Source organism: Ruegeria sp. CJ6 (assembly GCF_056536665.1).
On record NZ_JBQFQB010000002.1, the window covers coordinates 47,157 to 73,139 of the forward strand.

Consider the following 25,983-nt stretch of genomic DNA (forward strand, 5'->3'; position numbering starts at 1 on the left):
ATGTCAGATGAGCGCGGTTTTCGCCCCCGGGGATTGGGTGAGATTGCAATTCGCTGCGCCGATATGGCGGCAATGGTGTATTTCTATGAGAAGGTGATCGGGTTGCAGCGATTGCAAGGCGACCATAACAGCGCCATCACCTTTTTTCGGATTGCCGAAGGGTTTGGTGGACATACACAGGTGCTGGCCCTGTTTCACCAATCTGTTGGCTCTGAGCGTGGATCGGGCCAGACTGGCGCGGCAGTGCCAGTAACAGGGGGCGCCTCGGCCCTGCACCATATCGCGCTGTCGCTGCCCTTTGTCGAACAGGATGCTGTCATGCGCTGGTACGACCAGATCGACCAGCCTTATCGGGTCGAGCATTTCGGCTGGATCGGCTGGCGCGGTATCTTCACCCAAGACCCCGAAGGGAACACCGTTGAGCTTGTAGCCTACGACCCTTCACTGCTTGATCAGGCCTGATAGGGGCGAACAAACACAGGTTTGTAGTCGTCAGACAGATCTGCCCTGTATTCATAACCACCGCTGTCGAAATCCAACAGGCCACTGGGATCGGTCAGGCGGTGCTGGATGATGTAGCGTGCCATCGCACCGCGCGCTTTCTTGGCGAAGAAGCTGACGATCTTGGGGGTGCCGCCCTTGTCCTCCATGAAGACCGGGGTCACAACGGGCAGCTTCAGTGCCTTCAGGTCGACCGCGCCGAAGTATTCCTGACTGGCGCAGTTCACCAGAACCTTGCTTTCAGTTTCGGCGGCCTGCGCGTTCAGCACCTTGCTTAGCTGATCGCGCCAATATTCGTACAGGTTTTTTCCGCGTCTGGTTTTCAGTTTACTACCCATCTCAAGCCGGTAGGCCTGTATGGCATCCAGCGGGCGCAATACGCCATAAAGCCCGGACAGAATGCGCAGGTGATCCTGTGCCCAGGCCATTTCGTCGGCATCCAGCGATGCGGCTTCAAGCCCTTGATAGGTATCGCCCGCAAACGCCAGTGCGGCAGGGCGCGTCGTCTCCGCATCGGGCGCGTCCGAGAACATACGATACCGGTCGCGGTTCAGGCGGGCCAAGTCGTCGCTCAGGTCCATCAGTTTTTTCAGATCGCCCAATGTCAGATTGCGTGCTGTCTTCGACAAGCGGATCGCGTCATCCTGAAAATCGGGTTGGGTTAATTCGACGTTTCGTTCTGCCCAATCCAGCCGCTTGGCCGGGGAAATCACTACCAGCATATCCGCCCTCGTTTCTCGCCTGTTCAGGCGTATCTAGCCCGCCTGTTGCAGCACGTCCAGAAACGCCGCGCCAAACCTTTCGTGACGACGGTCACCCAGAACCTGCTCCATCGCTCGTGGATCATCCGGGTGCAGTTGCGCCACTTTCGCCAGTTGCGAGGCCGTACAGCTTAGCGGTTTGTCGATCCCGTCGGGGCCACGCGACAATTGCGATTGAACCTCAAGCAACTGATCGTAAATGTCGCCCTGATTGCGGCCGGCAAGTTTGCGCCTTGCGGGGTGCAGCTCTTCTACCGCGCCGGTCAGCACCTCAAGGAAAGTGGAACCATAGCGTTCCAGTTTCTTTGACCCGATACCGCTGATCCGCGCCATGTCATCCAGATTTGCAGGTCGGGTTTCTGCCATCTCGATTAGGGTGCGATCAGGAAAAATGACATAAGCCGGGACCCGAGCGGCCTCGGCCAGTGCGCGCCGCTTGGCCTTGAGCGCCGAGAGCAGCGGCGCGTCTTCCTCGGACACCATCGATTTGACAGCGGGTCGTCGGGTGGCTTTGCGGATGGTATCCTTGCGCAGATCGATCTGCGCCTCACCTTTCAGGATGGGTTTGGCGGTTTCTGTCATACGCAGCGCGCCGTGGCGTTCAGGGTCGGGGCGCACCAAATCATGGCCCATCATCTGCCGGAAGATCGCTTGCCATTGTGGGCGCGACCAGTCCTTGCCGATGCCGTAGGTGGACAGATTGTCGTGTCGCCGTGCGCGAATTTTATCGGTCTCGTTGGCAAGCAGAATGTCGATCAGATGACCTGCGCCGAACCATTCCTCGGTGCGTAGAATGGCGGACAGAGCCATGCGGACGGGCGTAGTGCCGTCGAAGACTTCAGGCGGGTTGTCGCAGAGATCGCACTTGCCGCAGGGTTCAGTCTGTTCCCCAAAATACCCCAGCAAGCTCTGGCGGCGGCATTTCAGTGCTTCGGCCAATCCCAGCAGCGCGTTAAGACGCGCATGATCCGCCATGCGCCGTTCAGGTGGGGCCAGCCCTTCGTCGATCTGTGAGCGTCGTAGTCGGATATCGTCAGGCCCGAACAAGGTCAGGGTCTCGGCTGGTCCACCATCGCGCCCGGCGCGACCGATTTCTTGATAATAGGCCTCGATCGATTTCGGCAAATCCGCATGGGCGACCCAGCGGATGTCCGGCTTGTCGATACCCATGCCAAAGGCGACCGTAGCGACGACAATCAGCCCGTCCTCGCGCGCAAACCGAGCTTCCACGATGCGGCGATCCTCGGCCTCCATCCCGCCGTGATAGTGGCAGGCCGTGTGACCTTCGGCGCGCAGGGCTTGCGCCAGCACCTCGGTCTTGTTGCGGGTCCCGCAATAGACGATGCCGGATTGGGTTTTGCGCGCGGCAGCGAAATCGAGGATCTGTTTGCGCGGTCCATCCTTGGCGGCAAAAGCCAGATGGATATTGGGCCTGTCGAACCCCCGCAGGAACTTGCGCGGCTCAACACCGTCGAACAGTTTTTCGACGATCTCGTCCTGCGTTTCCGCATCCGCTGTCGCGGTGAACGCGGCGAGGGGCACATTCAAAGCGCGCCGCAGCTCTCCGATCCGCAGATAATCAGGGCGGAAATCGTGGCCCCATTGGCTGACACAATGGGCCTCATCCACCGCGATCAGATTGACGTTAATCCTGCGCAGCATCCCCAGCGCCGACCCGGCGGCCAGACGCTCGGGCGCCATATACAGAAGCTTGAGCCGTCCAGCCTCTAATGCGTCCCACACCGCATCAGTTTCTTCGGGGGTGTTGCCCGAGGTGAGCGCGCCCGCCTCGACACCGGCTTCCTGCAGCCCACGCACCTGATCGCGCATCAAGGCGATCAGCGGAGAGATCACAACAGTCACGCCGTCTCGCAGCAACGCAGGTAACTGAAAACATAAGGACTTGCCCCCACCAGTGGGCATGATCGCCAGCACGTTTTCACCTGCGGTCACGGCGTCGACGATCTCTTCCTGACCGGGGCGGAAGTCGTCGAATCCGAAAACGTCTCGCAACAAGGGTGCGGAGTCGAACATGCGACGGAGGGTCCTGTTTTATGGTTTATCTGCTCTTAAGACAGGACCATCACATACTAAGATTCGGTGAACAAGAGGTCAGTAGAAATAGACCGCGTTGTTGATCAGAATGATCCGCAACGCATAGACCCCGATCAGCACCACCAGAGGGGTCAGATCCAGACCGCCCATGGCGGGTAGAATGCGGCGAATGGGGCCGTAGATCGGCTCTAACAAACGGTTCAGTCCGTACCAGATTTGCGCCACCAGTTGCTGGTGCAGGTTCAGCACCTGGAAGTTGATCAGCCAGCTCATGATCACATGGGCAAGGATGATGAACCAGACAATGTCCAGGATCAGCAGAAGGATTTGGATCAGCGACAGCATGGGCACTCCGTTCGTCAATTGCCCTGAGACCTAAGCGTCACAGCCGCAAAGAGCAAGTGCGCCCCAACAGAACGCTTGCGAATTGACCCAAAGCCCCGTCTTATGATCGCAACAATAATAATATGGGGCAGAGATGGCGGAGATTTCCAAGCGTAAGCGCATCTGGGGCTGGTGGTTTTTCGACTGGGCCAGCCAGCCGTTCCATACATTGCTGGTGACCTTTGTCTTTGGCCCCTATTTCGCCGGGGTGGCGGCACAATACTATGCGAATACCGGATTAGACACCGATGCTGCGGCGGCGCAGGCGCAGACCGTCTGGGCGAATTGCCTGACCATAACTGGGCTGATCATCGCGTTCGGAGCGCCCCTGTTGGGCGCGATGGCGGATGTTTCGGGTCGGCGCATCCCGTGGATTCTCGGGTTTTCGGTGATGTACGCGGTGGGGTCTGCCGCGTTGTGGTACACGATGCCCGATGGCTCGAACATGTGGTTGATGCTGTCGGCTTTTGGTCTGGGCTTTGTGGGCGCAGAATATGCACTGATCTTCATCAACTCTCAGCTGCCCGATCTGGGTGACGATAGAGAAGTGGGCGAGATTTCAGGTTCGGGCTTCGCCTTCGGCTATTTCGGAGGCCTGCTGTCGCTGGCCATCATGCTGGCGCTGTTTGTTGAACAGCCCAACGGCAAGACCTTGATTGGTATGGATCCGTTGTTCGGGCTGGATGCGGCAACGCGTGAAGGGACGCGGTTTGTCGGCCCCTTCACCGCTGGATGGTTCGTGTTGTTCATGGTGCCGTATTTCCTGTGGGTTCGGGATGATCCTGAGACCAACAAACAGGGTAGCGTGGGTGAGGCGCTGCGCTTGCTGGGCAAGTCCGTGGCGGCGCTGCGTCACCGGGTCAGTCTGGCGACCTATCTGGGGTCGTCGATGTTCTATCGCGACGCGTTGAACGGGCTATACAGTTTCGGAGGCGTCTACGCGCGGCTGGTGCTTGAATGGGACCTGATAAAAATCGGCGTATTTGGGATCGTCAGCGTTCTGGCCTCGGCCATCTTTGCATGGATCGGCGGCAAGATGGATTGCAAATACGGCCCTAAACCGGTGATATTGGTTGCGATTTGGGTTCTGATCTTTGTCTGCGTAACGGTTGTGTCGATGGATCGAACACAGATCTACGGAATTTCATTACCCGTAGGCTCGGGCCTGCCGGACATGGCGTTCTTCGGGTGCGGAGTTCTGATCGGCGGCATGGGAGGTATTCTGCAATCCGCCAGCCGTTCAATGATGGTACGCCATACTGATCCCGCCACCCCGGTCGAGAGTTTTGGGCTGTACGGGCTTTCGGGTCGGGCGACCGCCTTTGCAGCGCCGCTATTGATCGGAATAGCAACAGCAGCAACCGGTAGTGCAAGACTGGGGGTGTCACCGATCATTCTGTTGTTTATTCTGGGCCTAGTCCTGATGCGCTGGGTGAAACCGGAAGGGGATCAGAGCAGATGATTTTACTACGTTTTTTGGCCGTTCTGGCCGCAATAGCACTGGCAGGCGTGGCTACGGCACAGCCCTTGGCCAAACAGTTATTCGGAGCCCAGAAGGTTGGGTCGCAGCAAAAATCTGCCGCATTCGGCAGTTATTCGCGCGGGTGCGCCGCCGGGTCGGTGCAACTCCCTGAAACCGGGCCAACTTGGCAAGCCATGCGCCTGTCGCGCAATCGCAATTGGGGGCATCCTCAGGCGATCGACTATGTGCAGGATCTCAGCCGGTTTGCCGCGAAACAACCGGGGTGGAATGGTCTCTATATCGGGGATATCAGCCAACCGCGGGGTGGGCCGATGACCTCGGGCCATCGTTCGCACCAGTTGGGTTTGGATATCGATATCTGGATGCTGCCGGGCGATAACATGCGCCTAAGCCGCAAAGCACGCGAGAATATCTCGTCTATATCCTTGCGCCGCGCGAACGGCGCGTATGTAAACGGCAACTGGACCAAGCAGCACCATGCGGTATTGCGCGAAGCCGCCAAGGACAAGCGCGTTGCCCGGATCTTCGTATTCCCGGGTGCAAAGGTGCAGATGTGCAATGACGAGAAGGGCAACAAAGCCTATCTGCGCAAGATCCGGCCATGGTGGGGACATCACTATCATTTCCACGTGCGGCTGAAATGCCCGAAAGGATCGAAAGGCTGTGTAAATCAGGACCCGCCACCCAAGGGTGATGGTTGCGCCGAGGCGCAGCAATGGGTGCGCAATATTCTGAACCCACCGCCACCTGATCCAAATGCGCCGCCGCCCAAGAAACGTCGTGAATATCGAATGGCGGACCTTCCCCAGCAATGCGCCGCAGTCTTGCAATCCAACTGATTGTTGCAACGCTGTTGGCCAGTGCCGTTTCGGCAGTTGGTACCAGCCCGGCAACGCTTCTAGCCCGATTTGACTGGAACAACAGTGCCGGTTGGTTTGGCGGGTTCTCGGCCCTTCATTTGTCGGAAAACGGCCGGCAAATGATCGTGCTCGGCGACCGGTCGAGGCTTGTGACCGCGCGGATCAACCGGGATGGAGACCAAATCAGGAATATCCAGATACTGAGATACGGACCCATCTTCTCGAGCAAAGGGCGCAGCCTGAGCGGTCGGGCAGGGGATTCCGAAGGGATCGCTGTCGCTCCGGATGGGAGCCTATATATCTCGTTCGAAGGTGTGCACCGAGTGGTCCATTATTCCACACCGGGGGCCAAAGCCAAGGTATTGCCCCGCCCGGAGGCTTTTCATGATTTAGAGCGCAATGGCTCGTTCGAAGCATTGGCGATCGATGATCGGGGCAGGCTTTACACCCTGACCGAGAAATCCCGCACCGCAGACGGTAAAATCCTCGTCTATCGGTGGGATGGCCACCACTGGACAAGGCCGTTTGTTTTGCCGCCGAGTGGAAGGTTCCTGCCGGTTGCGGCAGATTTTGGGCCCGATGGGCGTTTGTATGTGTTAGAGCGCGCGGTGTCATTTTTCGGCTTCCGCTCGCGACTGCGGCGCTGGGTGATCGCAGATGATGCACCCGTGTCACAAGAGATTCTGTTCGAAACCAGCACCGGGACGCATGACAATCTCGAGGGCCTTTCTGTCTGGCGCGATGTGCAGGGGCGGCTGCGCGCAACGATGATTTCCGACGACAACTTCTTCTTTCTGCAACGCACTGAATTGGTCGAATACTTGCTGCCTGATTGACAGGCGGCAGACAAAGGTCTAAACGCACGGCCTGCCTCGGGATGAGCCTGGGGCCAAGTCGCCGCTACCTTGTCAAAACGGGCATCTGAAAATGCAACGCAGCTTTATTCCCGGCATCCTTGCCATGGCCTCGATCGTCGTGGCCTCAAACATCCTGGTCCAGTTCCTGATCCTTGACGGCCTGTTGACCTGGGGTGCCTTCACCTATCCGTTGGCCTTTCTGGTCACCGACATCATGAACCGCGTCTACGGCGTGGGTCCGGCCCGCAAGGTCGTATTCGCCGGATTTGTCACCGGTATCATCTGCTCGCTGATCGGCAGCCAGATCATGCTGCAGGGTGACGGCTTCACCTATGCCGCCGTGCCGCTGCGCATCGCAGTCGCTTCGGGCACCGCCTTCCTGATCGCGCAATTGACCGACGTCACTGTGTTCAACTCACTGCGTGGTGGCCGCTGGTGGCGCGCGCCGCTGGTGTCGACACTGGTCGGTTCAGCGCTGGACACCGCGATCTTCTTTACGCTGGCGTTCTCGGCCTCGGTTACCGTCTTTGGTGCCAATGCAGACGCTGCGATCAACTGGGCGTGGGAGCCTGTGCCCTTCATGCTGTCCGGCCCGATGGCCCCGCTGTGGGTGACGCTGGCCTTCGCTGACTGGCTGGTGAAACTGTCGCTGGCACTAATCGCCCTGATTCCGTTCAAGGTGATCGTCGCCCGTCTGACCGCTGCACAGCCTGCGTAAAAAAGTTCTTTGAGATTGGCACAACTTGTGTCACGCTCCTTGTTAACCGCAACAGATAGAAAAGGAGGTGATCCAGTGTCGAGAAAGAGATTGGAGAGAGGTGTTGGAACAACCGGGGGGATCGCCTGTTAAGGCAGCCCTTGGCGGAGCGCTCGCTCCGGCTGGTCGATTGATCTAACCGACCCAACCTCCTGAACTTTCGAAGGGCCGTCCCTCCGGGGCGGCCCTTTTTGTTTTCAACTGCGCCCTGTAAGGTCCGATCCATGTTGCGCATCACCGACGATATCGCCCTGCAAGACTGGGAAATGACCGAAAGCTTCGTGCGGTCCTCTGGTCCGGGTGGGCAGAACGTCAACAAGGTCTCCACCGCCGTTGAGCTGCGGTTCGAGGCCGCGCGCTCACCTTCCTTGCCTGATCCGGTCAAGACACGTCTGAAACGGCTGGCCGGACGTCGCTGGACCAAGGACGGCGCCATCATCATTCAATGTGAAGAAACACGCTCTCAGGCCCGCAACCGCGACATCGCGCGCGCCCGGTTGGCTGAACTGATCACGCGGGCTTTGGTCAATCCCAAGCGCAGGATCGCGACCAAACCCACTTATGGTTCGGTCAAGCGAAGGCTTGCTGCTAAGAAAGCCCGCGCGGATGTCAAAGCCCTGCGAGGCAAAGTGTCCGAAGATTGATCTGGCAGTTTCGCTGCACGTTGCTACTCTGCCGGTGCAAGACGCAGGGGAGGTAAAGCCATGAGGCTTGAGGGAAAAACCGCCATCGTAACCGGCGGCGCATCCGGGTTCGGCGCTGGGATTGCGCAAAAGTTCCTGACCGAAGGCGCCCGCGTGATGATCGCAGATATCAATGGCGAAGCGGCTTCCGACATGGCGTCCGCGGAGGGCACGAATGCCATCGCACAGCACGTTGATGTCTCGGATGCGGCATCGGTTCAGGCCATGGCACATGCGGTATCGGAAGAATTCGGAAAACTTGATATTCTGGTGAATAATGCGGGCGTGACGCACCTGCCGGCCCCACTTGAGGACGTCGATGACGATGAATTCGACCGCGTCTTCGCCGTGAACATGAAATCCGTCTACCTGACCGCGCGCGCCTTTGTTCCGCAGATGAAGATACGCGGCGCGGGGACGATCCTGAACGTGGCCTCAACGGCAGGCCTGTCGCCGCGCCCTAATCTGAACTGGTACAACGCCTCCAAAGGCTGGATGATCACCGCGACCAAGACGATGGCCGTCGAACTTGCCCCCTCGGGCCTGCGCGTTAACGCGATCTGCCCGGTGGCGGGTGAAACCCCGCTGCTGAAATCCTTCATGGGTGAAGACACCCCGGAAATCCGCGCCAAATTCCTGTCGACGATCCCGCTTGGTCGCTTCTCAACCCCCGAAGACATGGCAAACGCCGCCTGTTTCCTCTGCTCGGACGAGGCCAGCATGATCACCGGCACAGCCCTAGAAGTGGACGGAGGCCGATGCATTTGATCCGCCCTTCATCTGGCCATAAATATCTCCGCCGGAGGCAGTGCGCCCCAGCGCGCTTTCCGGCCCAGTGCGCGAGACGAAAATGAACCCCGGACCCAGAAACCTGATCACTGATGTCGCTGGCCTCATGGTTGGCAATGCGCACGATGATACGCTTAAATCAGGCACAACTGTCCTGACGGCGGACGACCCGTTCACAGCTTCGGTTCATGTGATGGGCGGCGCCCCCGGCACGCGTGAGACCGACCTTCTGGCGGTCGACAAAACTGTTGATCGGGTCGACGCGATTGCCTTGTCCGGCGGCTCGGCCTTTGGACTGGATGCGTGCTCGGGCGTTTCAGACGCATTGCGCGCTCAGGGGCGCGGATTTCAGGTCGGTTCGGCCGTCGTGCCCATCGTGCCGGGCGCGATTCTGTTCGATCTACTCAATGGTGGAGATAAGAACTGGACCGAAAATCCTTATCGCGATCTGGGGAAGTCTGCGTATCTCACCGCCTCACCAGAATTTGAACTGGGCTCGGTGGGGGCTGGTACCGGCGCATTGGCCGCGATGCACAAGGGTGGCTTAGGCTCGGCTTCGTTAAAGCTTGAGGGTGGCGTAACCGTCGGTGCGCTGGTTGCGGCCAATCCGCTTGGCAGCGTAACCACACCGGGTGATCGGCATTTTTGGGCTGCGCCGTTTGAGATCGATGACGAGTTCGGTGGATTGGGGCCAGACCCGGCCTCGGGCCTTGGTTCCTCTCTTGTCAGCCGCAAGGCGCAAATGATGCATTCTGTTCCGCCAGATCGCGCAAACACCACGATTGCTATAGTTGCAACTGATGCAGCGCTGACCAAACCGCAATGCCAGCGTCTGGCGGTAGCAGCCCATGACGGCATCGCCCGCGCCATCGTGCCTGCGCACACGCCTGGCGATGGAGATCTGGTATTCGGTCTCAGCACCGGCGCGCGCACGGTTGGCCCCGAGGCGATGGCGATGATCGGCCATGCGGCCTCGATCTGTCTTGCGCGCGCGATTGCACGGGCTATCTGTCTGGCTTCCCCCCGCACTGGCGACCTGCTGCCCTGCTGGTCGCAGTTACATGACTTCGGTTAAGTACGACACCGATCGCCTGTGACACAGTGCCGTCGCGCGGCAATCTGCGCGTTGACTCTCTGCTGTGCCAGCGATCCATTCGGTGCAGCCAATTCATATCGGAGCAAAAGCTATGAATCGTATCCTTGCCACCGCAATTGCCGGTCTGCTGGCCCTTCCTGTCTATGCAGAAGGTGATGCCGAAGCGGGTAAGAAGACCTTCAACAAATGCAAATCCTGTCACATGATTGCTGACCCTGCGGGTGAAGTTATCGTTAAGGGCGGTAAGACGGGTCCGAACCTGTACGGAATCGCAGGCCGCACCGCCGGCACTGAAGAAGGCTTCAGATACGGCGACAGCATCGTGGCCGCGGGCGAAAATGGGCTGGTCTGGGATGAAGAGACTTTCGTGGCCTACGCCCAAGACCCCAAAGCATTCTTGAAAGACTATTTGGGGGAAACCTCGGCCAAGTCGAAAATGACCTTCAAGCTGAAGAAGGGCGCCGAAGACGTTTACGCCTATATCGTGAGCGTTTCGGGAGAGTAACTCCGCCAACAGGTTTACAGACGAACTTCGAAATGCCGCAGCCCCTGCGGCCTTTCGTGCGATTGATTGACATTGTAATCAGCGCCACTTTGGGGAAAACCGGTAAGGCCATGTGCACCGGAGATCGCCAACAGGAGACGACAGATGGGAATCTTGATCCCGGCTTGGGTTGAGGGCGAACTGACACCCGTCGACAAGCTGGAGGCGCATGAAAAGGGGCTGCGACACAAGGCTGTGTCCGTGTTTGCCGTGCGCGGGACCGAGATATTGCTGCAACGCCGGGCGATGGGCAAATACCACACGCCGGGTCTATGGGCGAATACCTGTTGTACGCATCCGGATTGGGACGAAAGCGCTTCGCATTGTGCCGTCCGGCGCCTGCGCGAAGAATTGGGCATCACCGGGCTTTATCCCGAATATCGGCATCGATTGGAGTATCACGCCGATGTCGGCAATGGAATGGTCGAGAACGAGGTGGTCGATGTCTTTCTGGCCCATGTGCGTGGAGCCTTGAAAATCGAGCCTAACCCGGAAGAAGTGATGGATATCCGCTGGGTCGATTACCACGATCTGCTGGCCGAGGTGAAGCGGCACCCCGACCGTTTTACCCCGTGGCTCAAGATTTATCTGCACAATCACGCTGACACGATATTTGGACCTGACCTGATAATCTCGGCCAATTCGTAACCCTGCCTTGCAAGGCGGACGCAAGCGGCATACATCAACGCGTCATGGCCAAGCAGAAGCAGAACACTGACCCGAATTACAAAGTGATCGCCGAAAACCGGCGTGCGCGCTTCGATTATGCGATCGAAGACGATCTCGAATGCGGTATTGTCCTGGAAGGGTCCGAGGTCAAATCCCTGCGTGCCGGTGGGTCGAACATTGCTGAAAGCTATGCGTCGGTTGATGACGGAGAGCTATGGCTGATCAACAGCTATATCGCGCCCTATGAGCAGGCCAAGGTCTTCAAACATGAAGAACGCCGCCGCCGTAAACTGCTGGTGTCACGCAAGGAACTGTCGAACCTGTGGAACGCGACCCAACGCAAAGGCATGACGCTGGTGCCGCTGGTGCTTTATTTTAATCACAAGGGTCGGGCGAAGCTCAAGATCGGCATCGCCAAAGGTAAAAAGCTGCACGACAAGCGCGAAACGCAGGCCAAGCGCGACTGGTCACGGCAGAAACAGCGCTTAATGAAGGACCACAGTTAGAACGCCATGGCCGCCTGAACCGCGCGTTGCCAGCGTGCATAGGCCGCGTCTCGGTCAGCTACGGGTTTTGCAGGCTCAAACCGCCGGTCCAGATCCCAGGTTTCGGCGAATCCGGCCTGATCCGGGTAGACACCCGCTTTCATGCCCGCCAGCCATGCGGCACCAAGCGCGGTGGTTTCCTGCATCACCGGGCGGTCGACCGGGGCGCCCAGAATGTCGGAAAGCCCCTGCATGGCCCAGTCCGAGGCGCTCATTCCGCCGTCGACGCGCAGGATCACGTCAGTCTCTGCGCCCCAATCGCCCTGCATGGCGTGCCACAGGTCGCGGGTCTGGAACGCGATGCTTTCCAGCGTGGCGCGCGTGATTTCGGCGCGGCCTGAATTGCGAGTCAGGCCAAAGATTGCGCCCCGGCAATCGGGTTTCCAATAAGGCGCGCCCAGCCCAGTAAAGGCAGGGACGAGAACAACGTGCTGGTTTGGATCAGCTTTGGCGGCCAGTTCACCGCTTTGCGGTGCGGTTTCGATGATTTGCAACGCATCGCGCAGCCATTGCACCGCCGCACCGGCAATGAAAATCGAGCCTTCAAGCGCATAGGTTTTCTGCCCTTCCAACTGATAGGCAATTGTCGTTAGCAGCCGGTTTTTCGATTCAACTGGCTGCGTACCGGTGTTGAGTAGTGCGAAACAGCCCGTGCCATAGGTGGATTTCATCATGCCCGGCTGGAAACAGGCCTGTCCGATGGTGGCAGCTTGCTGATCCCCCGCCACGCCGAGAATTGGAATATTACCGCTAAACAGGGAGGTCGATCCGAAGTCTGCGGCGCAATCGCGCACGTCGGGCAACAAAGCTTGGGGGATGTCCAGCAAGTCGCAGATCTCGGTACTCCATTCCCCTTTGTGAATATCGAATAGCAATGTGCGGGCCGCATTGGTGGCGTCGGTGGCGTGCACGCGCCCTTCTGTCAGTCGCCAGATCAGGAAGGTATCGATTGTGCCAAACAGCAGCTCTCCGGCGGCGGCACGGTCGCGTGCGCCGGGGACGGTATCAAGCAACCATTTGACCTTGGTGCCTGAAAAATAAGGATCTAGCAGCAGACCGGTCTGGGCAGTTACGTCATCCTCGCATCCCGCTTTGCGAAGACGCTCGCAAATCTCAGCGGTGCGACGGTCCTGCCAGACGATTGCGTTGTGAATGGGGGCCCCGGTGGCGCGATCCCAGATGACAGTGGTTTCGCGTTGGTTGGTAATCCCGATACCAGCGATCTGTGCCGCGGATACACCTGTCGTTTGCATCACTTCACGGCAAACCGTCAGAACGCTGTCCCATATCTCCTCGGCATCATGCTCAACCCAGCCTTCCTGTGGGAAATGCTGTGTAAACTCGTGCTGCGCAGTGCCGACGCGCTGCATTTGCGCGTCGAACAGGATTGCACGAGACGATGTGGTGCCCTGATCGATTGCCAGAATATAGGTCATTCCTGCGCCCCTCCCGCTTTGGTTTTGCAGGACTTTAGCGCAAACACAACCAAACGTGCCAGAGGGGAAATCAGACCGGAGACACCGGTAGATTGTCGATCAGCCGCACGCCGTCGACCAAGGCTGCCGCAAACAGTCGTGCGGGTCGTTTGGCATGGGTCATAGGCTCCAGCTTTTCAGCGCAGCGTAGTTGCAGATACTCCACTTCGTTGAAGCCGGCGGCCAAAAGATCGGCCTGTGCCTGAGAAGCCAAAGCTTCGAATTCTTCGCCGCTTTCCAGCGCCTGAACAACTGCACGCATGATACGATGTTTTTCGGCTGCGATGGCCAGACCATCCTCGGATAGCCTTTGATTGCGCGAAGACATTGCGAGGCCCGAAGGTTCACGCACCGTGGGGCAACCAATCACCTCGATCGGTATATCGAGGTCGCGGGCCATCCGGCGGACGATCATAAGCTGCTGATAGTCTTTTTCCCCGAAATAGGCTCGATCCGCTTGCGTTTGCAGGAACAGCTTGGCGACAACTGTTGCCACACCATCGAAATGACCCGGGCGGAATTCTCCCTCCATCGCGTCGGTCAGACCCGAGACCGAGACTGTGGTGGCGAAGCCATCAGGGTAAATCTCATCCGGGTCGGGCACGTATATCGCATCGACGTTGTAAGGCGCGAGCTTTTTCGCGTCTTCTTGTTCGGTGCGCGGATAGTTGGCGAGGTCTTCGGGGTTGTTGAACTGCTTGGGGTTTACAAAGATCGTCACGATCACCCGGTCGCAAGCCGTCTTCGCGGCTTCGGCCAGCGACAGATGCCCCTGGTGCAGCGCACCCATGGTGGGGACAACTCCGATCACCTCACCATTCAGATGCCAATCACGGGTCAGAGCGCGCAAGTCTGCCAGTCGACGCAGAATTGGCGCGGTCATGACTTGGGTCCTTTGACGGGTACGGCATCGGCAAAGACATGTTCGTGTGCCGGGAAGCTTCGCGCACGAACCTCGGCTGCGTATTCAGCAATGGCGGCTTCGGCCAGCGGGCCAAGATCAGCATAGCGTTTGACGAATTTCGGTTTGAAGGCGGTGAAAAATCCAAGCATATCGTCCACCACCAGAATTTGCCCGTCGCACCCGGCCGAGGCACCAATTCCGATTGTGGGGATCGCAATCTCAGCGGTAATCCGGTTGGCCAAACCCTGCGGAACTTTCTCTAACACGACCGAAAACGCGCCTGCTTCGGCGACTGCCCGGGCGTCGGTCAATACGGCATCGGCCTGTTCGTCGCGCCCTTGTACCTTATAGCCACCCAAAGTGTTTATCGACTGCGGTGTCAGGCCAATATGTGCCATCACCGGGATCCCGCGTTTGACCAGAAACCGGATGGTTTCAGCCATCTCGACGCCACCTTCCAGCTTAACCGCCCCAGCTCCTGTTTCCGACATCAGCCGGGCTGCGTTGCGGAATGCCTGAGCCGGGTCATGCTCGTAGCTGGCGAAAGGCATGTCGATCACCATCATTGCCTTGTCCAGACCACGGGCAACGGCCTGGCCGTGCATGATCATCATCTCCATCGTCACACCAAGGGTCGACGTCAACCCGTGCAACACCATGCCGACGCTGTCACCGACCAGAACGAAGTCACAATGCGCATCCATCAACTGCGCCATCGGTGTTGTGTAGGCGGTCAACGAGACCAGTGGATCAGTACCTTTCCGGGCGCGGATATCCTCGGCGTTCGGGGCTTTCTTGCGGGCGGTGGCGCTCATGCTCGCTCCTCGCAGGGTTCATGTTGCAGCGCGGCATAGCAGATGCGGCAGGCGCAAAGAAACCCCGGTTGCGCCAACAATTCCTTGATTGACCCCGGGTTTGCGAGGACATTGGTCGCAGATCGGCCCGAAAAAAGCAGGGCTAGCCAATTTCAGTGGGGAGAGATTTTCATGACAAAGCAGCGCTTTCGCTCGTTCGCGTCGGCCCTGGTCCTTGGCGCGGGCCTGTTTGCCACGCAGGCCATGGCCAAATCTGACATCACCATCGCCATGCAGCTTGAGCCACCGCATCTGGACCCGACCAGCGCTGCGGCGCAGGCTATCGATTCGGTTGTCTACACCAATATCTTCGAAGGCCTGACCCGGTTCATGGGGGATGGCTCGGTGGTGCCGGGGCTGGCCGAAAGCTGGGAAATCTCGGATGACGGTACCGTTTACACATTCAAGCTGCGCGACGGTGTGACATTTCACGATGGCACAACGATGGATGCCGAGGACGTCAAGTTCACCCTTGATCGCGCCACGGCAGAAGACAGCGCCAATGCGCAGAAGGCTTTGTTTGCGGGCATTAAAAGTGTCGAGGTGGTGGACCCCCTGACCGTTCAGGTGACGTTGAATGAGCCGAACGGGAACTTCCTTTTCAATCTCGCCTGGGGTGACGCGGTGATCGTTGCGCCCGAAAGCATCGAGAATATCAAGACCAATCCGGTTGGCACGGGGGCCTTCACCTTCTCTGACTGGCTGCAGGGTGACAGCATCATCCTGAATCGCAACCCCGACTATTGGGGCGAACAGCCCGCGTTAGAGACCGCAACGTTTAAGTTCATCTCGGATCCGACCGCCGCCTTTGCCGCCATGATGGCCGAGGATGTGGACGTGTTCGACAACTTCCCCGCACCTGAGAATCTGCCGCAGTTCGAGGCTGATCCGCGCTTTCAGGTTCTTGTCGGCTCGACCGAGGGGGAAACCATTCTGTCGACCAACAACAAACAAGCCCCGTTTGATGACATATTGGTCCGACAGGCATTGGCCCACGCGATTGACAGGCAGGCAATCATTGATGGGGCTATGTTCGGCTATGGCACACCCATCGGTACGCATTTTGCTCCGCATAATCCGGCTTACGTCGATCTGACCGGCAATTCGGCCTATGACACGGAAAAAGCCAAGGCGCTGCTGGCCGAGGCCGGGTATCCCGATGGGTTCGAGACCACGCTGCACTTGCCGCCGCCTTCCTACGCCCGACGCGGGGGTGAAATTATCGCTGCCCAACTGGCCGATATTGGCATCACCGCCGAGATCATCAATGTGGAATGGGCGCAATGGCTGGAAAGCGTGTTCAAGGGCAAGGAGTTTGGCCTGACCATCGTCAGCCATACCGAGCCGATGGATATCGGTATTTATGCCCGGCCCGACTATTACTTCCAATATGACAGCACCGACTTTCAGGCATTGATGGACACGCTGAATTCGACCACGGACCCTGATGAGCGCACACGTTTGCTGGGTGAGGCTCAGCGCTTGATTTCGACCGATTACGTCAACGGGTATCTGTTTCAACTTGCCAAGCTTGGCGTGGCCAAGGCCGGTGTTGAGGGGCTATGGGAAAACGCACCCACGGCAGCGATCGATCTGACCGGGATCAGTTGGTCCGAATAGAAGAACAGAGTTGGACCGGGGCGATGGCCAGCGCCCCGGCGCGAACTGTTGCACTATGAAACCCACAAGGATTCTGGTTTGGCGGGTTTCTTTTTGTCTATCTTCTCGTGCCTTAGGCGCTGGACCCACACGGGATGTGACCCTAACGTTTCCAAATGCTCCGCTACGCCCTCAAACGTCTGCTGTCGCTGATCCTGAGCCTGGCCGTCGCCTCGGTTGTCATCTTTGCAGTGATCGAGGTCGCGCCCGGCGATCCGGCGTCGTTCATGCTGGGCGTGAACGCGCAGGCCGATACATTGACTGCGCTGAGAGCTGAACTGGGCCTCGATGTCTCGAAGATCGAGCGGTACTTCAACTGGGTCGGCGGAATGCTGGTTGGGGATTTTGGTACGTCCTACACCTATCGCACACCCGTGTCGCAGATGATCGCAGATCGATTGTGGGTGTCATTGCCGCTGGCTTTATACGCACTGACCCTGTCCACGCTGATTGCTTTCCCCGCCGGTATCTACGCAGCCTCACGGCGCGGCAAACCGGGTGATCTGACCGTGATGGGTGCGACTCAGCTTGGTATCGCGGTGCCGAATTTCTGGTTCGCGATGATGCTGGTGTTGGTCTTTGCCATCAATTTGCGTTGGTTCAATGCCGGCGGTTTCGCGGGTTGGGAGAACGGCATTTGGACCGGTTTACATTCGCTGACCCTTCCAGCCATTGCATTGGCCCTGCCGCAAGCGGCGATCCTTGCGCGGGTTATGCGCTCGGCTCTGTTGGATATTCTGGCCGAGGATTTTATGCGCACTGCACGCGCCAAGGGCCTTTCGCGTCGGCAGGCGCTTTGGCGACACGGAGTGCGGAATGCTCTGATCCCAGTACTGACGATCATTGGACTCCAATTTTCCTTCCTGCTGGCGGGTTCGATCATCATCGAACAGGTGTTTTATCTACCCGGCCTCGGGCGGCTGGTTTTTCAGGCCATATCGGCGCGCGATCTGATCGTCGTGGAATCGGTCGTTATGCTGCTGGTCTTTGCCGTCATCATGGTGAACTTTTTTGTCGATCTGGCCTATGCCGCAGTCGATCCAAGGCTGAGGAGCAGGACATGAGCCGCAACCTGATCCTTGGCGCGACGCTGTCCTCACTGGTGGTGCTGGCAGCGCTGGTGTCCTTTGTCTGGACCCCATACGACCACGCCGCGCTGAGCATTCCGGCCAAGCTGCAGCCACCCAGCGCGCAGCACTGGTTCGGTACCGATCATTTCGGACGCGACATGTTCTCGATGATCATGGTTGGTGCGCGCACCTCGATTGCGGTGGCGCTGGTCGCGGTCGGGATTGGTATGGCGCTGGGCGTTCCCTTGGGTCTGGCAGCCGCTGCGCGCAGTGGATCGTGGCTAGATGAATTCATCATGCGCGGCAATGATCTGGTCTTTGCATTCCCCTCTCTCGTCATCGCCATTCTGATCACTGCCGTCTTTGGTGCCGGGGCCATTAACGCGATCATCGCCATCGGTATCTTCAACATCCCCGTTTTTGCCCGCATCACCCGAGGCGCGGCTTTGTCTCTTTGGGAGCGCGAGTTTATCCTTGCCGCCCGCGTGTCAGGCAAAGGCGCGGCACGGATATCGGCTGAACATATCCTGCCCAATGTCGCCAATCTGCTGATTGTTCAGGGAACAATCCAGTTCTCACTTGGCATTCTGGCCGAGGCCGGGCTGTCCTATGTCGGTCTTGGTGCGCAACCGCCTACGCCAAGCTGGGGCAGAATGCTGGCCGATGCGCAGACGATGGTTAGTTTTGCCCCGCATTTGGCTCTGATTCCGGGTCTAGCCATCATCGTGACGGTTCTGGGCCTGAACCTTCTGGGAGATGGCTTGCGCGATTGGTTGGACCCTCGGATACGGGTGGCCCGCGCATGAGTCTTTTGCAAATCAAGGACCTCTCGTTGGCTATCCATGGCACGCCGATTTTAAAGAAGATCAACCTGTCGATTGCCTCTGGGCAGATCGTGGCTGTGACCGGAGAAAGCGGTTCGGGCAAATCAATGACAGCCTTTGCCGTGATGCAGTTGCTGCCAAACGATGCCGAAGTAGATGGGGTGCTAGAGTTAGAGGGCCAGAACCTGCTGAACCGGTCTGAGGCCGAGATTTGTGCGCTGCGGGGCGCTGCGATCGGAATGGTTTTCCAAGAGCCGATGACTGCCCTGAACCCGGTGAAGACCATCGGCGATCAAGTTATGGAGACTATCCTGATCCACAAGGCCATGCCCCCGGCCAAAGCGCGCGCTCGGGCCGAAGAGGTTCTAGCCCGGGTTGGATTGCCAACCGACAGGTTTCCGTTGAAGCGTTATCCTCACGAACTGTCAGGCGGTCAGCGCCAGCGAGTGGTGATCGCCATGGCGATTGCACTGCGCCCCCGACTGTTGATCGCGGATGAGCCGACAACGGCGCTTGATGTGACCACGCAGGCGCAAATCCTTGATCTGCTTAAAGGGCTCGTGTCGGAGTACGGCATGGGTCTGCTGATGATCACGCATGATTTGGCGGTGGTTGCAGACATGGCGGATCAGATTGTGGTCATGCGGCATGGGGAGGTTGTTGAAACGGGCGCAACAGATCATCTCCTGCGCCATATGCAGCACCCTTACACCCGTATGCTGTTCGAAGCTTCGGGGCATCAAGTCAACCTGCCGACCTCTCCTGCACCGCGAGCGTTGCTTGAGGTCGAGAACGTGGTGCGGGACTACCGTCTGCCCCGAACGCGCCTGTTTGCCACGCCCGGTCATCATCGGGCCGTCGATCATGTCAGCTTTACCCTGAATCGGGGGGAGCGTTTAGGGCTGGTTGGAGAGTCCGGTTGTGGAAAATCGACCCTAACACGAGCTATTTTGGGCTTGGAGGAGGTGCAGCAAGGCCGCATTTCCCTTGATGGTCAGCCTGTTTTCACCGGCCACAAACCCAATCTGGCAGTGCGACGCAAGATGCAGGTGGTGTTTCAGGACCCTTATGGCAGCTTCAATCCTCGCCACCGGGTCGCGCGCCTGATCACCGAGCCATTTCATTTGCTGGACACCCCGCCAACCGGTTCTGAACGGCAGGATCGCGTCGCTGAGATGCTTACCGCCGTTGGCCTAAGCCCCGATGATGCGGGCCGCTACATTCACGAATTCTCGGGTGGGCAGCGGCAACGTATCGCTATTGCGCGCGCTCTGATTATTCGACCCGAGTTGATCTTGTTTGATGAGGCTGTCTCGGCGCTGGATGTCTCGGTCCGCGCCCAAATTCTCGACCTGCTGGCCGAGCTTTGTGCGGCTTACGATCTGACTTACCTGTTCATCAGCCATGACCTGAGCGTGGTTCGAACCATCACCGACCGTGTGTTGGTGATGCAGGCCGGCAAGATTGTGGAACAGGGTGAAACCGAGCAAGTCTTCACAGAGCCTCAGCATCCTTACACAAGAACTCTGATCAATGCGGCACCGAAATTTCCGGAGACTGGACGAGGCGCTGCATGAAAAACCCTTGTATAGAGCCTGATATTGGAGCTTCCGATGACTAACCCCCTCTGGTTCGATCCCAACCTTTGCCTGATCGGCGGAGAATGGAAAATGCCCGCGTCAGGTCAAACCTTGCCGCTGGTGAATCCCTCGGACGGTTCCGAAATTTGCCAGATCGCTCGAGGTGGCGAAACCGATATCGACGCTGCAGTGCGGGCCGCCCGATCCGCGTGCGATGGCGATTGGGGTCGCATGACGGCCCTGGAGCGAGGGCGTATTCTCACCCGACTGGGGCAACTGGTTCTGGACCGAGTGGATGAACTGGCACAGCTAGAGGCGATGGATGTCGGCAAACCGCTGACCCAAGCGCGGGCAGATGCGGTAGCATTGGCGCGGTATTGCGAATTTTATGGTGGTGCTGCGGATAAAGTGATGGGCGAGACCATTCCCTATCTGGATGGCTATACCGTCTACACGTTGCGCGAGCCGCATGGTGTGACCGGCCACATCGTGCCGTGGAATTATCCGATGCAGATCATTGGCCGTTCTGTCGGGGCGGCGCTGGCAATGGGTAACGCCTGTGTTCTGAAACCGGCGGAAGAGGCCTGCCTGACCGCACTGGCCTTCGCGCATCTGGCGATACAGGCGGGCCTTCCGCTTGGTGCCCTGAATGTGGTGCCCGGCCTGGGGGCTGAGGCGGGCGCGGCCCTGTCGGCACACCCGGGTGTGGATCACATTTCATTCACCGGTTCGGTCGCGACAGGCGCGTTGGTTCAGCAGGCGGCGGGACGAAACGTTGTTCCGGTGACACTGGAACTGGGCGGCAAGTCGCCGCAACTGGTTTTCGAAGACGCCGATCTGGATGCCGCGCTGCCGTATCTGGTGAATGCGGGTATACAGAATGCGGGCCAGACCTGCTCGGCCTCGTCGCGCATTCTGGTGCAGCGCGGTGTATATGATGCGGTGAAATCCCGTATGGCGACTGCCTATCAAGAACTCACCGTTGGACCGGCGGTCCAGGATTTGCGCGTCGGTCCGCTGATCTCAACACGGCAAAAAGAAATCGTGACCGGTTTCCTTCACCAAGGCTCGGACTTGGCGATTGCCGCCGAGGGCCAGATTGCGGCTGGCGCACCCGAATCCGGCGCATATGTCCGGCCCACATTGTTCTCGGATGTGCCGCCCGATCATGCCTTGGCGCGGGATGAGATCTTTGGCCCCGTACAGGTTCTGATCCCGTTTGACACCGAAGAACAGGCTCTAACCATAGCAAATAGCACCGAATATGGCCTTGTTGCTAGCGTCTGGACCCGAGATGGTGGGCGGCAGATGCGGCTGGCCAAGGGTTTGCGTTCGGGGCAGGTGTTCATTAACAACTACGGCGCGGGCGGAGGTGTCGAGCTGCCTTTTGGCGGCGTTGGAAAATCCGGCCATGGCCGCGAAAAAGGGTTCGAGGCGCTTTATGGTTTCTCACAACTGAAAACGGTTGCGGCCTACCACGGCTAAACGATCACTTCGATCGGCTCCTGCGCACCAACGCCAAAGACGCGCTTGTACCGCTCAATCTGCTCGGCGGGTCCCATCGCCTTTTCCGGGTTGTCAGATAGTTTGACCGTCGGGTAGCCATTGGCCGAGACCGCCTTGCAGACTAGCGAAAAGGGAGCCAATGCGTCATTCGGTACAAGTTCGCGGAAGTCATTGGTCAGCAACGTACCCCAGCCGAACGAGACATTGGTTTGATCCGCGAACTGAGCGTGCAATTCGCGTATCTTGTCCACATCTAACCCGTCCGAGAAAATAACCCGCTTCTGCGTCGGGTCTTCGCCGCGTGATTTCCACCAGTCTATTGCGATTTTTGCGCCGGTTGCGGGGTCGCCGCTGTCAACGCGAATGCCGGTCCAGCCTGCCAGCCAGTCAGGCGCGCGGTCCAGAAACCCTTTGGTGCCATACGTGTCGGGCAGAATGATGCGCAGATTTCCATCATGTTCCTCGTGCCAGTCGCTGAGGACGTCATAGGGCGCCTGCGCAAGCGCGGCGTCGTCTTCGGCGAGCGCAGAATACACCATAGGTAGTTCATGTGCGTTGGTGCCAATAGCCTCAACTTCGCGTCGCATTGCGATCAGACAGTTGGACGTTCCGGTAAAGGACGAGCCCAAACCTTCAATCATGGCCTGCACACACCAGTCCTGCCAAAGGAAGGAATGCCGCCGCCGCGTACCGAAATCCGCGATCCCAAGCCCCTCAATAGTGCGAAGCTGGGCTATCTTTTCCCATACGCGTGTCATTGCACGGGCATAGAGCACCTGTAGTTCGAACCGGCGCATATCGTTCAGAACCGCGCGTGAGCGTAATTCCATCAGTACGGCCAGCGCCGGGATCTCCCATAGCATGACCTCGTGCCACTTACCCTCAAAGGTCAGCTCATACTGATCACCCTTACGCTCAAGATGGTAAGGGGGCAGGCGCAGGTTCTCGAACCATTCCATGAAATCCGGGCGGAACATCTGACGCTTGCCGTAGAATGTATTGCCCCGCAACCACGTGCTTTCCCCACGACTCAGACTTAGCGAGCGGATGTGATCCAACTGCTCGCGCAGCTCGCCTTCATCGATCAAACGGGCCAATGGCACGTGATTCGACCGGTTGATCAGCGAAAACACCACATCGGTTTGGGGCTTATTTCGAAACACTGACTGGCACATCAGCAGTTTGTAGAAATCTGTGTCGATCAATGACCGGATAATCGGGTCAATCTTCCATTTATGATTGTAGACCCGCGTCGCGATATCGACCATGGGGACCTCCTGCAATTTCCGTTGTTAGATCAATCGGAGCACGAAATGGCAAGAGTCGCGGAATTGGGAACAATGCCCACGACAGAACACATTACGGGCTTATTGTGGGTTTCCTTCACGCTTTAGTGAGGGGTGGGGATGGAACTGAAGGTTGAAGTTAGTGAATGAGTCTCGAGTACGATTTTGACATTGTTGCAATAGCTCCGGATGAGGTTGATCCTGAGCATGGGCAAACATCGATAACTGGGCGGCCCCCGGTGCGGGCGCGGTTCAGGGATATCAAGACGGCAGACGCTTTGCGCGCTGCATCGCCCAAGATTCGCAGAATATTTCTGGAATCAGGATTTAGCCTGGACGAGTCGGATGGGCATCTTGCCCGAGGTTATTTTCGGCCAGAAGAGGCTGAAGATCGCCTCCTGATCCTAAAGCGGCTTTTTGCGAATATCCGGAATATGGGTGTCCAGGGAGAGTATAGTGGTGAGTTCGATTTCCATCACTTCTTGGGCCATATCAGGTCCGCAAAGCCCGGGACCGTGAATCGGAAAATGCCCGAGCGACCATTGCAAGCGCCACGCCCAAGACCAGTGCGTCCAAAGCGTCGCACGGTTTCTGGGCGTATCGGTTTCGCGTTAGGTCTTGCCGTGATCCTGTTTGTGTTTCTGAAACTGCTGGCCGAGCATGGTGCTGCGCTTTGATCCTCAGGCCAGTGTCACACCTGCTGCGCGCATTGCCTGTTCTGCGACAGCCAAAGATCCGTCCATATCAATGGCGCGGCACAAGTTGCTTAAGACAGTGACATCAAACCCCAGCTGTGCCGCATCTACCGCCGAATAATGCACGCAGAAATCTGTCGCCAAACCGACCATGGTCAGCTGCGTGATCCCGCGCGTCTCAAGATAGCCTTTTAGACCAGTGGGCGTGGAATGGTCGTTTTCGAAAAACGCGCTATAGCTGTCGATAGCGCTGCGAAATCCCTTGCGGATGATCAGATCGCCATCTGTTCGCAAATCCGGATGGAAGTTCGCGCCTGCGCTGCTCTGAACACAGTGATCGGGCCACAAGACTTGAGGGCCATAAGGCATGTCGATCATCTCGAACGGCGCTTTGCCAGTATGAGAACTGGCGAATGAAGAATGCCCCGCCGGGTGCCAATCCTGTGTCAGGATCACCGTATCGAACGTATCCATGATCGCATTGATCGGTGCGACGATCTCGTCCCCTCCGGCTACGGCAAGCGCGCCGCCTGGGCAGAAGTCATTCTGAACATCGATAACGAGCAGGGCGTGGGACATGCTGGCCTCCTAAAGTCGTGTTATCGGTATGGTGCGCAGCGGGTATCGTCAATCCGGTCTCTTGTGTGTTTTTGCCAAGGGCATTAGATCGCCCACATGTACACAATCGCTGCCCTCTATCATTTCACGCGTTTTTCCGACCCCGATGCGCTGCGCCCGGCTTTGCACGAGCTTTGCCGCGCGCAGTCGGTAAAAGGCACCCTGCTGTTGGCGCAAGAAGGGATCAATGGCACCATCGCCGGACCCCGCGCAGGTATCGATGCGGTTCTGGCGCATATCCGTGCGTTGCCAGGATGCAGTGATCTTGAGTGGAAAGAGGCGACCTCGGACCACCCGCCCTTCGGCAAGATGAAGGTGCGGTTGAAGAAAGAGATCGTGACGATGGGCCAGCCCGATGTCGATCCCCGCGCAAATGTCGGGAATTACGTCGAGCCTGAGGACTGGAACGCGCTGATCCGATCAGATGATGTGGTGGTGATCGACACCCGCAACGATTACGAGGTGGCGATTGGCACGTTTGAGGGTGCAATAGACCCTAATACAGCCAGTTTTCGCGAATTCCCGGCGTGGTGGGAACAGAACAAGGACCGCTTTCACAACAAACGCGTTGCGATGTTCTGCACCGGTGGCATCCGGTGCGAAAAATCCACCAACTACCTGCTGGGGCAAGGGGTCGAAGATGTCTATCACCTGAAAGGTGGCATCCTGCGGTATCTGGAAGAAACGCCACCCGAAGACAGCACTTGGCAGGGTGAGTGTTTTGTCTTCGACAACCGCGTCTCAGTTGGTCATGGTCTGGTCGAAGGCCCACACAAGCTGTGCCATGGTTGCCGTCGCCCGATCCTGCCCGAAGATGTGAAACGCCCTGAATACGAGCATGGCGTATCCTGCCATCGGTGTATCAATGAGACTTCAGAACAGGACAAGGCGCGGTTTCGCGAGCGGCAAAAGCAGATACAGCTGGCCCGCGCGCGGGGCGAGGAACATCTGGGTTCTGACTGAAATCAGCTTGCAGGCCACGTTTGAAATCGGATGATTGTGCGCAAGCCCAACCGACGGAGCGCTCATGACCCACGAACCCAGAACCCTGGAAGAATGGAAATCAACTTTGCTGGCGGCGCTTGGGCTGGTCTTGGCAAGCTTTCTTGCGTGGTACGGTCTGTCGCGCCTGAACGAAGCTACTGCAGGCGACACCATTGGCACTCTTTCTTCGGTAGGCCTTCTGATCTGGATCGCCTCGCAGTCCTGGTACTACATGACCCAGGTGAAATCTCCCCGGAGGTTGTTGTTCCTGATGGGGGTGTCCTTCATCCAGGTCGTGCCATTCCTGTTCGCTGCCGTCTACGGCGCGTTTGGATATAACGACCATTGTGTGATCGGCGCCGAAGGGCCAGCCGATATTCTGTATTTTTCATACGTCACCTTCACAACCGTCGGATATGGGGACATGTCCCCAACCGGCTTTTGCCGTGGGCTGGCTGTGGCCGAGGCTGTGACGGGTTACATCCTGTTGGGCATGTTTGTGGCCGCCGCCGTCGCGCTATACGCGCGCAACCACGGCAAATAG

27 protein-coding genes are annotated in these 25,983 nt (G+C 58.2%); 19 read left to right on the forward strand and 8 right to left on the reverse strand.

Annotation, left to right across the window (positions count from 1 at the left end; genetic code table 11):
* A complete protein-coding gene (locus ACR0BT_RS05885) occupies positions 1 to 462 on the forward strand; it encodes a VOC family protein (protein WP_170733948.1) in 462 nt (153 codons plus the stop codon).
* On the opposite strand, the gene yaaA is transcribed toward ACR0BT_RS05885, so the two are convergent.
* From yaaA to ACR0BT_RS05900, 3 genes are all read right to left on the reverse strand, one after another.
* The gene (gene yaaA, locus ACR0BT_RS05890) at positions 453 to 1,223 is read right to left on the reverse strand and encodes a peroxide stress protein YaaA (RefSeq protein WP_480762713.1); all 771 of its coding nucleotides are present in this window, start codon (positions 1,221 to 1,223) and stop codon (positions 453 to 455) included. The two genes, ACR0BT_RS05885 and yaaA, sit on opposite strands and share 10 nt — an antisense overlap.
* A 33-nt stretch (positions 1,224 to 1,256) precedes the next feature.
* Positions 1,257 to 3,296 (reverse strand): DNA helicase RecQ, encoded by a 2,040-nt coding sequence (recQ, locus tag ACR0BT_RS05895; RefSeq protein ID WP_480561901.1) that lies wholly within the window; start codon positions 3,294 to 3,296, stop codon positions 1,257 to 1,259.
* 78 nt (positions 3,297 to 3,374) lie between these two features.
* Positions 3,375 to 3,662, reverse strand: coding sequence for a YggT family protein (locus ACR0BT_RS05900; RefSeq protein WP_170394943.1), 288 nt, complete (start codon positions 3,660 to 3,662; stop codon positions 3,375 to 3,377).
* Between the two features lie 133 nt (positions 3,663 to 3,795).
* Between ACR0BT_RS05900 and ACR0BT_RS05905 the strand changes: the two genes are divergently transcribed.
* The 10 genes from ACR0BT_RS05905 (at position 3,796) to smpB (ending at position 11,945) form a co-directional block, all read left to right on the forward strand.
* A complete protein-coding gene (locus ACR0BT_RS05905; RefSeq protein WP_480436581.1) occupies positions 3,796 to 5,163 on the forward strand; it encodes an MFS transporter in 1,368 nt (455 codons plus the stop codon).
* Positions 5,160 to 6,023: a penicillin-insensitive murein endopeptidase gene (gene mepA / locus ACR0BT_RS05910; protein ID WP_170394937.1), complete on the forward strand. Its 864-nt coding sequence runs from the start codon at positions 5,160 to 5,162 to the stop codon at positions 6,021 to 6,023. The genes ACR0BT_RS05905 and mepA overlap by 4 nt, the downstream gene beginning before the upstream one ends.
* A complete protein-coding gene (locus ACR0BT_RS05915) occupies positions 5,996 to 6,880 on the forward strand; it encodes an esterase-like activity of phytase family protein (RefSeq protein WP_170394933.1) in 885 nt (294 codons plus the stop codon). The genes mepA and ACR0BT_RS05915 overlap by 28 nt, the downstream gene beginning before the upstream one ends.
* A gap of 91 nt (positions 6,881 to 6,971) precedes the next feature.
* Positions 6,972 to 7,619, forward strand: coding sequence for a queuosine precursor transporter (locus ACR0BT_RS05920; RefSeq protein ID WP_170394930.1), 648 nt, complete (start codon positions 6,972 to 6,974; stop codon positions 7,617 to 7,619).
* A gap of 263 nt (positions 7,620 to 7,882) precedes the next feature.
* Positions 7,883 to 8,302 (forward strand): alternative ribosome rescue aminoacyl-tRNA hydrolase ArfB, encoded by a 420-nt coding sequence (arfB, locus tag ACR0BT_RS05925; protein WP_170394928.1) that lies wholly within the window; start codon positions 7,883 to 7,885, stop codon positions 8,300 to 8,302.
* A gap of 60 nt (positions 8,303 to 8,362) precedes the next feature.
* A complete protein-coding gene (locus ACR0BT_RS05930; protein ID WP_170613402.1) occupies positions 8,363 to 9,109 on the forward strand; it encodes an SDR family oxidoreductase in 747 nt (248 codons plus the stop codon).
* An 82-nt stretch (positions 9,110 to 9,191) separates the two neighbouring features.
* Positions 9,192 to 10,205: a P1 family peptidase gene (locus tag ACR0BT_RS05935; protein WP_480763028.1), complete on the forward strand. Its 1,014-nt coding sequence runs from the start codon at positions 9,192 to 9,194 to the stop codon at positions 10,203 to 10,205.
* Positions 10,206 to 10,317: 112 nt separating this feature from the next.
* Positions 10,318 to 10,731, forward strand: a complete 414-nt coding sequence (locus ACR0BT_RS05940) for a c-type cytochrome (protein WP_170394920.1) — start codon at positions 10,318 to 10,320, stop codon at positions 10,729 to 10,731.
* Positions 10,732 to 10,875: 144 nt separating this feature from the next.
* The gene (gene idi / locus ACR0BT_RS05945) at positions 10,876 to 11,418 is read left to right on the forward strand and encodes an isopentenyl-diphosphate Delta-isomerase (protein WP_170394917.1); all 543 of its coding nucleotides are present in this window, start codon (positions 10,876 to 10,878) and stop codon (positions 11,416 to 11,418) included.
* Between the two features lie 44 nt (positions 11,419 to 11,462).
* Complete coding sequence (gene smpB, locus ACR0BT_RS05950) at positions 11,463 to 11,945, forward strand: SsrA-binding protein SmpB (protein WP_170394914.1); 483 nt, start codon at positions 11,463 to 11,465, stop codon at positions 11,943 to 11,945.
* Here smpB and glpK read toward each other — a convergent pair.
* The 3 genes from glpK to panB all read right to left on the reverse strand — a co-directional run bounded on the left by glpK (position 11,942) and on the right by panB (position 15,178).
* Positions 11,942 to 13,420 carry a glycerol kinase GlpK gene (gene glpK / locus ACR0BT_RS05955; protein ID WP_480762714.1) on the reverse strand — a complete coding sequence of 493 codons (1,479 nt, stop codon included), beginning with the start codon at positions 13,418 to 13,420 and terminating at the stop codon, positions 11,942 to 11,944. The genes smpB and glpK overlap by 4 nt on opposite strands.
* Positions 13,421 to 13,490: 70 nt before the next feature.
* Complete coding sequence (gene panC, locus ACR0BT_RS05960; protein ID WP_223117232.1) at positions 13,491 to 14,342, reverse strand: pantoate--beta-alanine ligase; 852 nt, start codon at positions 14,340 to 14,342, stop codon at positions 13,491 to 13,493.
* Positions 14,339 to 15,178 carry a 3-methyl-2-oxobutanoate hydroxymethyltransferase gene (gene panB / locus ACR0BT_RS05965; RefSeq protein WP_223117231.1) on the reverse strand — a complete coding sequence of 280 codons (840 nt, stop codon included), beginning with the start codon at positions 15,176 to 15,178 and terminating at the stop codon, positions 14,339 to 14,341. Before panB ends, panC begins: the two co-directional genes overlap by 4 nt.
* A gap of 171 nt (positions 15,179 to 15,349) precedes the next feature.
* Between panB and ACR0BT_RS05970 the strand changes: the two genes are divergently transcribed.
* From ACR0BT_RS05970 to ACR0BT_RS05990, 5 genes are all read left to right on the forward strand, one after another.
* Positions 15,350 to 16,837: an ABC transporter substrate-binding protein gene (locus ACR0BT_RS05970; protein WP_170466674.1), complete on the forward strand. Its 1,488-nt coding sequence runs from the start codon at positions 15,350 to 15,352 to the stop codon at positions 16,835 to 16,837.
* Between the two features lie 155 nt (positions 16,838 to 16,992).
* The gene (locus ACR0BT_RS05975) at positions 16,993 to 17,940 is read left to right on the forward strand and encodes an ABC transporter permease (protein ID WP_170426057.1); all 948 of its coding nucleotides are present in this window, start codon (positions 16,993 to 16,995) and stop codon (positions 17,938 to 17,940) included.
* Positions 17,937 to 18,752: an ABC transporter permease gene (locus tag ACR0BT_RS05980; RefSeq protein ID WP_170408556.1), complete on the forward strand. Its 816-nt coding sequence runs from the start codon at positions 17,937 to 17,939 to the stop codon at positions 18,750 to 18,752. Before ACR0BT_RS05975 ends, ACR0BT_RS05980 begins: the two co-directional genes overlap by 4 nt.
* Complete coding sequence (locus ACR0BT_RS05985; protein WP_480762715.1) at positions 18,749 to 20,347, forward strand: ABC transporter ATP-binding protein; 1,599 nt, start codon at positions 18,749 to 18,751, stop codon at positions 20,345 to 20,347. Before ACR0BT_RS05980 ends, ACR0BT_RS05985 begins: the two co-directional genes overlap by 4 nt.
* Positions 20,348 to 20,383: 36 nt before the next feature.
* Complete coding sequence (locus ACR0BT_RS05990; RefSeq protein WP_480762716.1) at positions 20,384 to 21,835, forward strand: aldehyde dehydrogenase family protein; 1,452 nt, start codon at positions 20,384 to 20,386, stop codon at positions 21,833 to 21,835.
* On the opposite strand, the gene pncB is transcribed toward ACR0BT_RS05990, so the two are convergent.
* On the reverse strand, positions 21,832 to 23,124 hold the full coding sequence (gene pncB / locus ACR0BT_RS05995; protein WP_170394888.1) for a nicotinate phosphoribosyltransferase: 1,293 nt from the start codon (positions 23,122 to 23,124) through the stop codon (positions 21,832 to 21,834). The two genes, ACR0BT_RS05990 and pncB, sit on opposite strands and share 4 nt — an antisense overlap.
* Positions 23,125 to 23,288: 164 nt before the next feature.
* Here pncB and ACR0BT_RS06000 point away from each other — a divergent pair, with 164 nt between their 5' ends.
* Positions 23,289 to 23,819 carry a hypothetical protein gene (locus ACR0BT_RS06000; protein WP_170598291.1) on the forward strand — a complete coding sequence of 177 codons (531 nt, stop codon included), beginning with the start codon at positions 23,289 to 23,291 and terminating at the stop codon, positions 23,817 to 23,819.
* Positions 23,820 to 23,822: 3 nt separating this feature from the next.
* On the opposite strand, the gene pncA is transcribed toward ACR0BT_RS06000, so the two are convergent.
* Entirely contained in the window at positions 23,823 to 24,416 is a 594-nt protein-coding gene (gene pncA / locus ACR0BT_RS06005) for a bifunctional nicotinamidase/pyrazinamidase (RefSeq protein WP_170408552.1), read from the reverse strand.
* A 96-nt stretch (positions 24,417 to 24,512) separates the two neighbouring features.
* Here pncA and trhO point away from each other — a divergent pair, with 96 nt between their 5' ends.
* Both trhO and ACR0BT_RS06015 read left to right on the forward strand, forming a co-directional pair.
* The gene (gene trhO, locus ACR0BT_RS06010; RefSeq protein WP_480762717.1) at positions 24,513 to 25,418 is read left to right on the forward strand and encodes an oxygen-dependent tRNA uridine(34) hydroxylase TrhO; all 906 of its coding nucleotides are present in this window, start codon (positions 24,513 to 24,515) and stop codon (positions 25,416 to 25,418) included.
* Between the two features lie 64 nt (positions 25,419 to 25,482).
* Positions 25,483 to 25,983 (forward strand): potassium channel family protein, encoded by a 501-nt coding sequence (locus ACR0BT_RS06015; protein WP_170394876.1) that lies wholly within the window; start codon positions 25,483 to 25,485, stop codon positions 25,981 to 25,983.

Excerpts from the sequence above, each read along its gene's own strand:
- ACR0BT_RS05980 (WP_170408556.1), top strand. The coding sequence starts at position 17,937 with ATGAGCCGCAACCTGATCCTTGGCGCGACGCTGTCCTCACTGGTGGTG.
- ACR0BT_RS05900 (WP_170394943.1), bottom strand. The coding sequence starts at position 3,662 with ATGCTGTCGCTGATCCAAATCCTTCTGCTGATCCTGGACATTGTCTGG.
- panB (WP_223117231.1), bottom strand. The coding sequence starts at position 15,178 with ATGAGCGCCACCGCCCGCAAGAAAGCCCCGAACGCCGAGGATATCCGC.
- ACR0BT_RS05940 (WP_170394920.1), top strand. The coding sequence starts at position 10,318 with ATGAATCGTATCCTTGCCACCGCAATTGCCGGTCTGCTGGCCCTTCCT.
- ACR0BT_RS05985 (WP_480762715.1), top strand. The coding sequence starts at position 18,749 with ATGAGTCTTTTGCAAATCAAGGACCTCTCGTTGGCTATCCATGGCACG.
- ACR0BT_RS06000 (WP_170598291.1), top strand. The coding sequence starts at position 23,289 with ATGAGTCTCGAGTACGATTTTGACATTGTTGCAATAGCTCCGGATGAG.
- yaaA (WP_480762713.1), bottom strand. The coding sequence starts at position 1,223 with ATGCTGGTAGTGATTTCCCCGGCCAAGCGGCTGGATTGGGCAGAACGA.
- mepA (WP_170394937.1), top strand. The coding sequence starts at position 5,160 with ATGATTTTACTACGTTTTTTGGCCGTTCTGGCCGCAATAGCACTGGCA.
- ACR0BT_RS06015 (WP_170394876.1), top strand. The coding sequence starts at position 25,483 with ATGACCCACGAACCCAGAACCCTGGAAGAATGGAAATCAACTTTGCTG.
- arfB (WP_170394928.1), top strand. The coding sequence starts at position 7,883 with ATGTTGCGCATCACCGACGATATCGCCCTGCAAGACTGGGAAATGACC.
- ACR0BT_RS05920 (WP_170394930.1), top strand. The coding sequence starts at position 6,972 with ATGCAACGCAGCTTTATTCCCGGCATCCTTGCCATGGCCTCGATCGTC.
- ACR0BT_RS05975 (WP_170426057.1), top strand. The coding sequence starts at position 16,993 with ATGCTCCGCTACGCCCTCAAACGTCTGCTGTCGCTGATCCTGAGCCTG.
- glpK (WP_480762714.1), bottom strand. The coding sequence starts at position 13,420 with ATGACCTATATTCTGGCAATCGATCAGGGCACCACATCGTCTCGTGCA.
- ACR0BT_RS05990 (WP_480762716.1), top strand. The coding sequence starts at position 20,384 with ATGACTAACCCCCTCTGGTTCGATCCCAACCTTTGCCTGATCGGCGGA.
- pncA (WP_170408552.1), bottom strand. The coding sequence starts at position 24,416 with ATGTCCCACGCCCTGCTCGTTATCGATGTTCAGAATGACTTCTGCCCA.
- ACR0BT_RS05970 (WP_170466674.1), top strand. The coding sequence starts at position 15,350 with ATGACAAAGCAGCGCTTTCGCTCGTTCGCGTCGGCCCTGGTCCTTGGC.
- ACR0BT_RS05935 (WP_480763028.1), top strand. The coding sequence starts at position 9,192 with ATGAACCCCGGACCCAGAAACCTGATCACTGATGTCGCTGGCCTCATG.
- recQ (WP_480561901.1), bottom strand. The coding sequence starts at position 3,296 with ATGTTCGACTCCGCACCCTTGTTGCGAGACGTTTTCGGATTCGACGAC.
- idi (WP_170394917.1), top strand. The coding sequence starts at position 10,876 with ATGGGAATCTTGATCCCGGCTTGGGTTGAGGGCGAACTGACACCCGTC.
- ACR0BT_RS05915 (WP_170394933.1), top strand. The coding sequence starts at position 5,996 with ATGCGCCGCAGTCTTGCAATCCAACTGATTGTTGCAACGCTGTTGGCC.
- panC (WP_223117232.1), bottom strand. The coding sequence starts at position 14,342 with ATGACCGCGCCAATTCTGCGTCGACTGGCAGACTTGCGCGCTCTGACC.
- ACR0BT_RS05885 (WP_170733948.1), top strand. The coding sequence starts at position 1 with ATGTCAGATGAGCGCGGTTTTCGCCCCCGGGGATTGGGTGAGATTGCA.
- ACR0BT_RS05930 (WP_170613402.1), top strand. The coding sequence starts at position 8,363 with ATGAGGCTTGAGGGAAAAACCGCCATCGTAACCGGCGGCGCATCCGGG.
- trhO (WP_480762717.1), top strand. The coding sequence starts at position 24,513 with ATGTACACAATCGCTGCCCTCTATCATTTCACGCGTTTTTCCGACCCC.
- smpB (WP_170394914.1), top strand. The coding sequence starts at position 11,463 with ATGGCCAAGCAGAAGCAGAACACTGACCCGAATTACAAAGTGATCGCC.
- pncB (WP_170394888.1), bottom strand. The coding sequence starts at position 23,124 with ATGGTCGATATCGCGACGCGGGTCTACAATCATAAATGGAAGATTGAC.
- ACR0BT_RS05905 (WP_480436581.1), top strand. The coding sequence starts at position 3,796 with ATGGCGGAGATTTCCAAGCGTAAGCGCATCTGGGGCTGGTGGTTTTTC.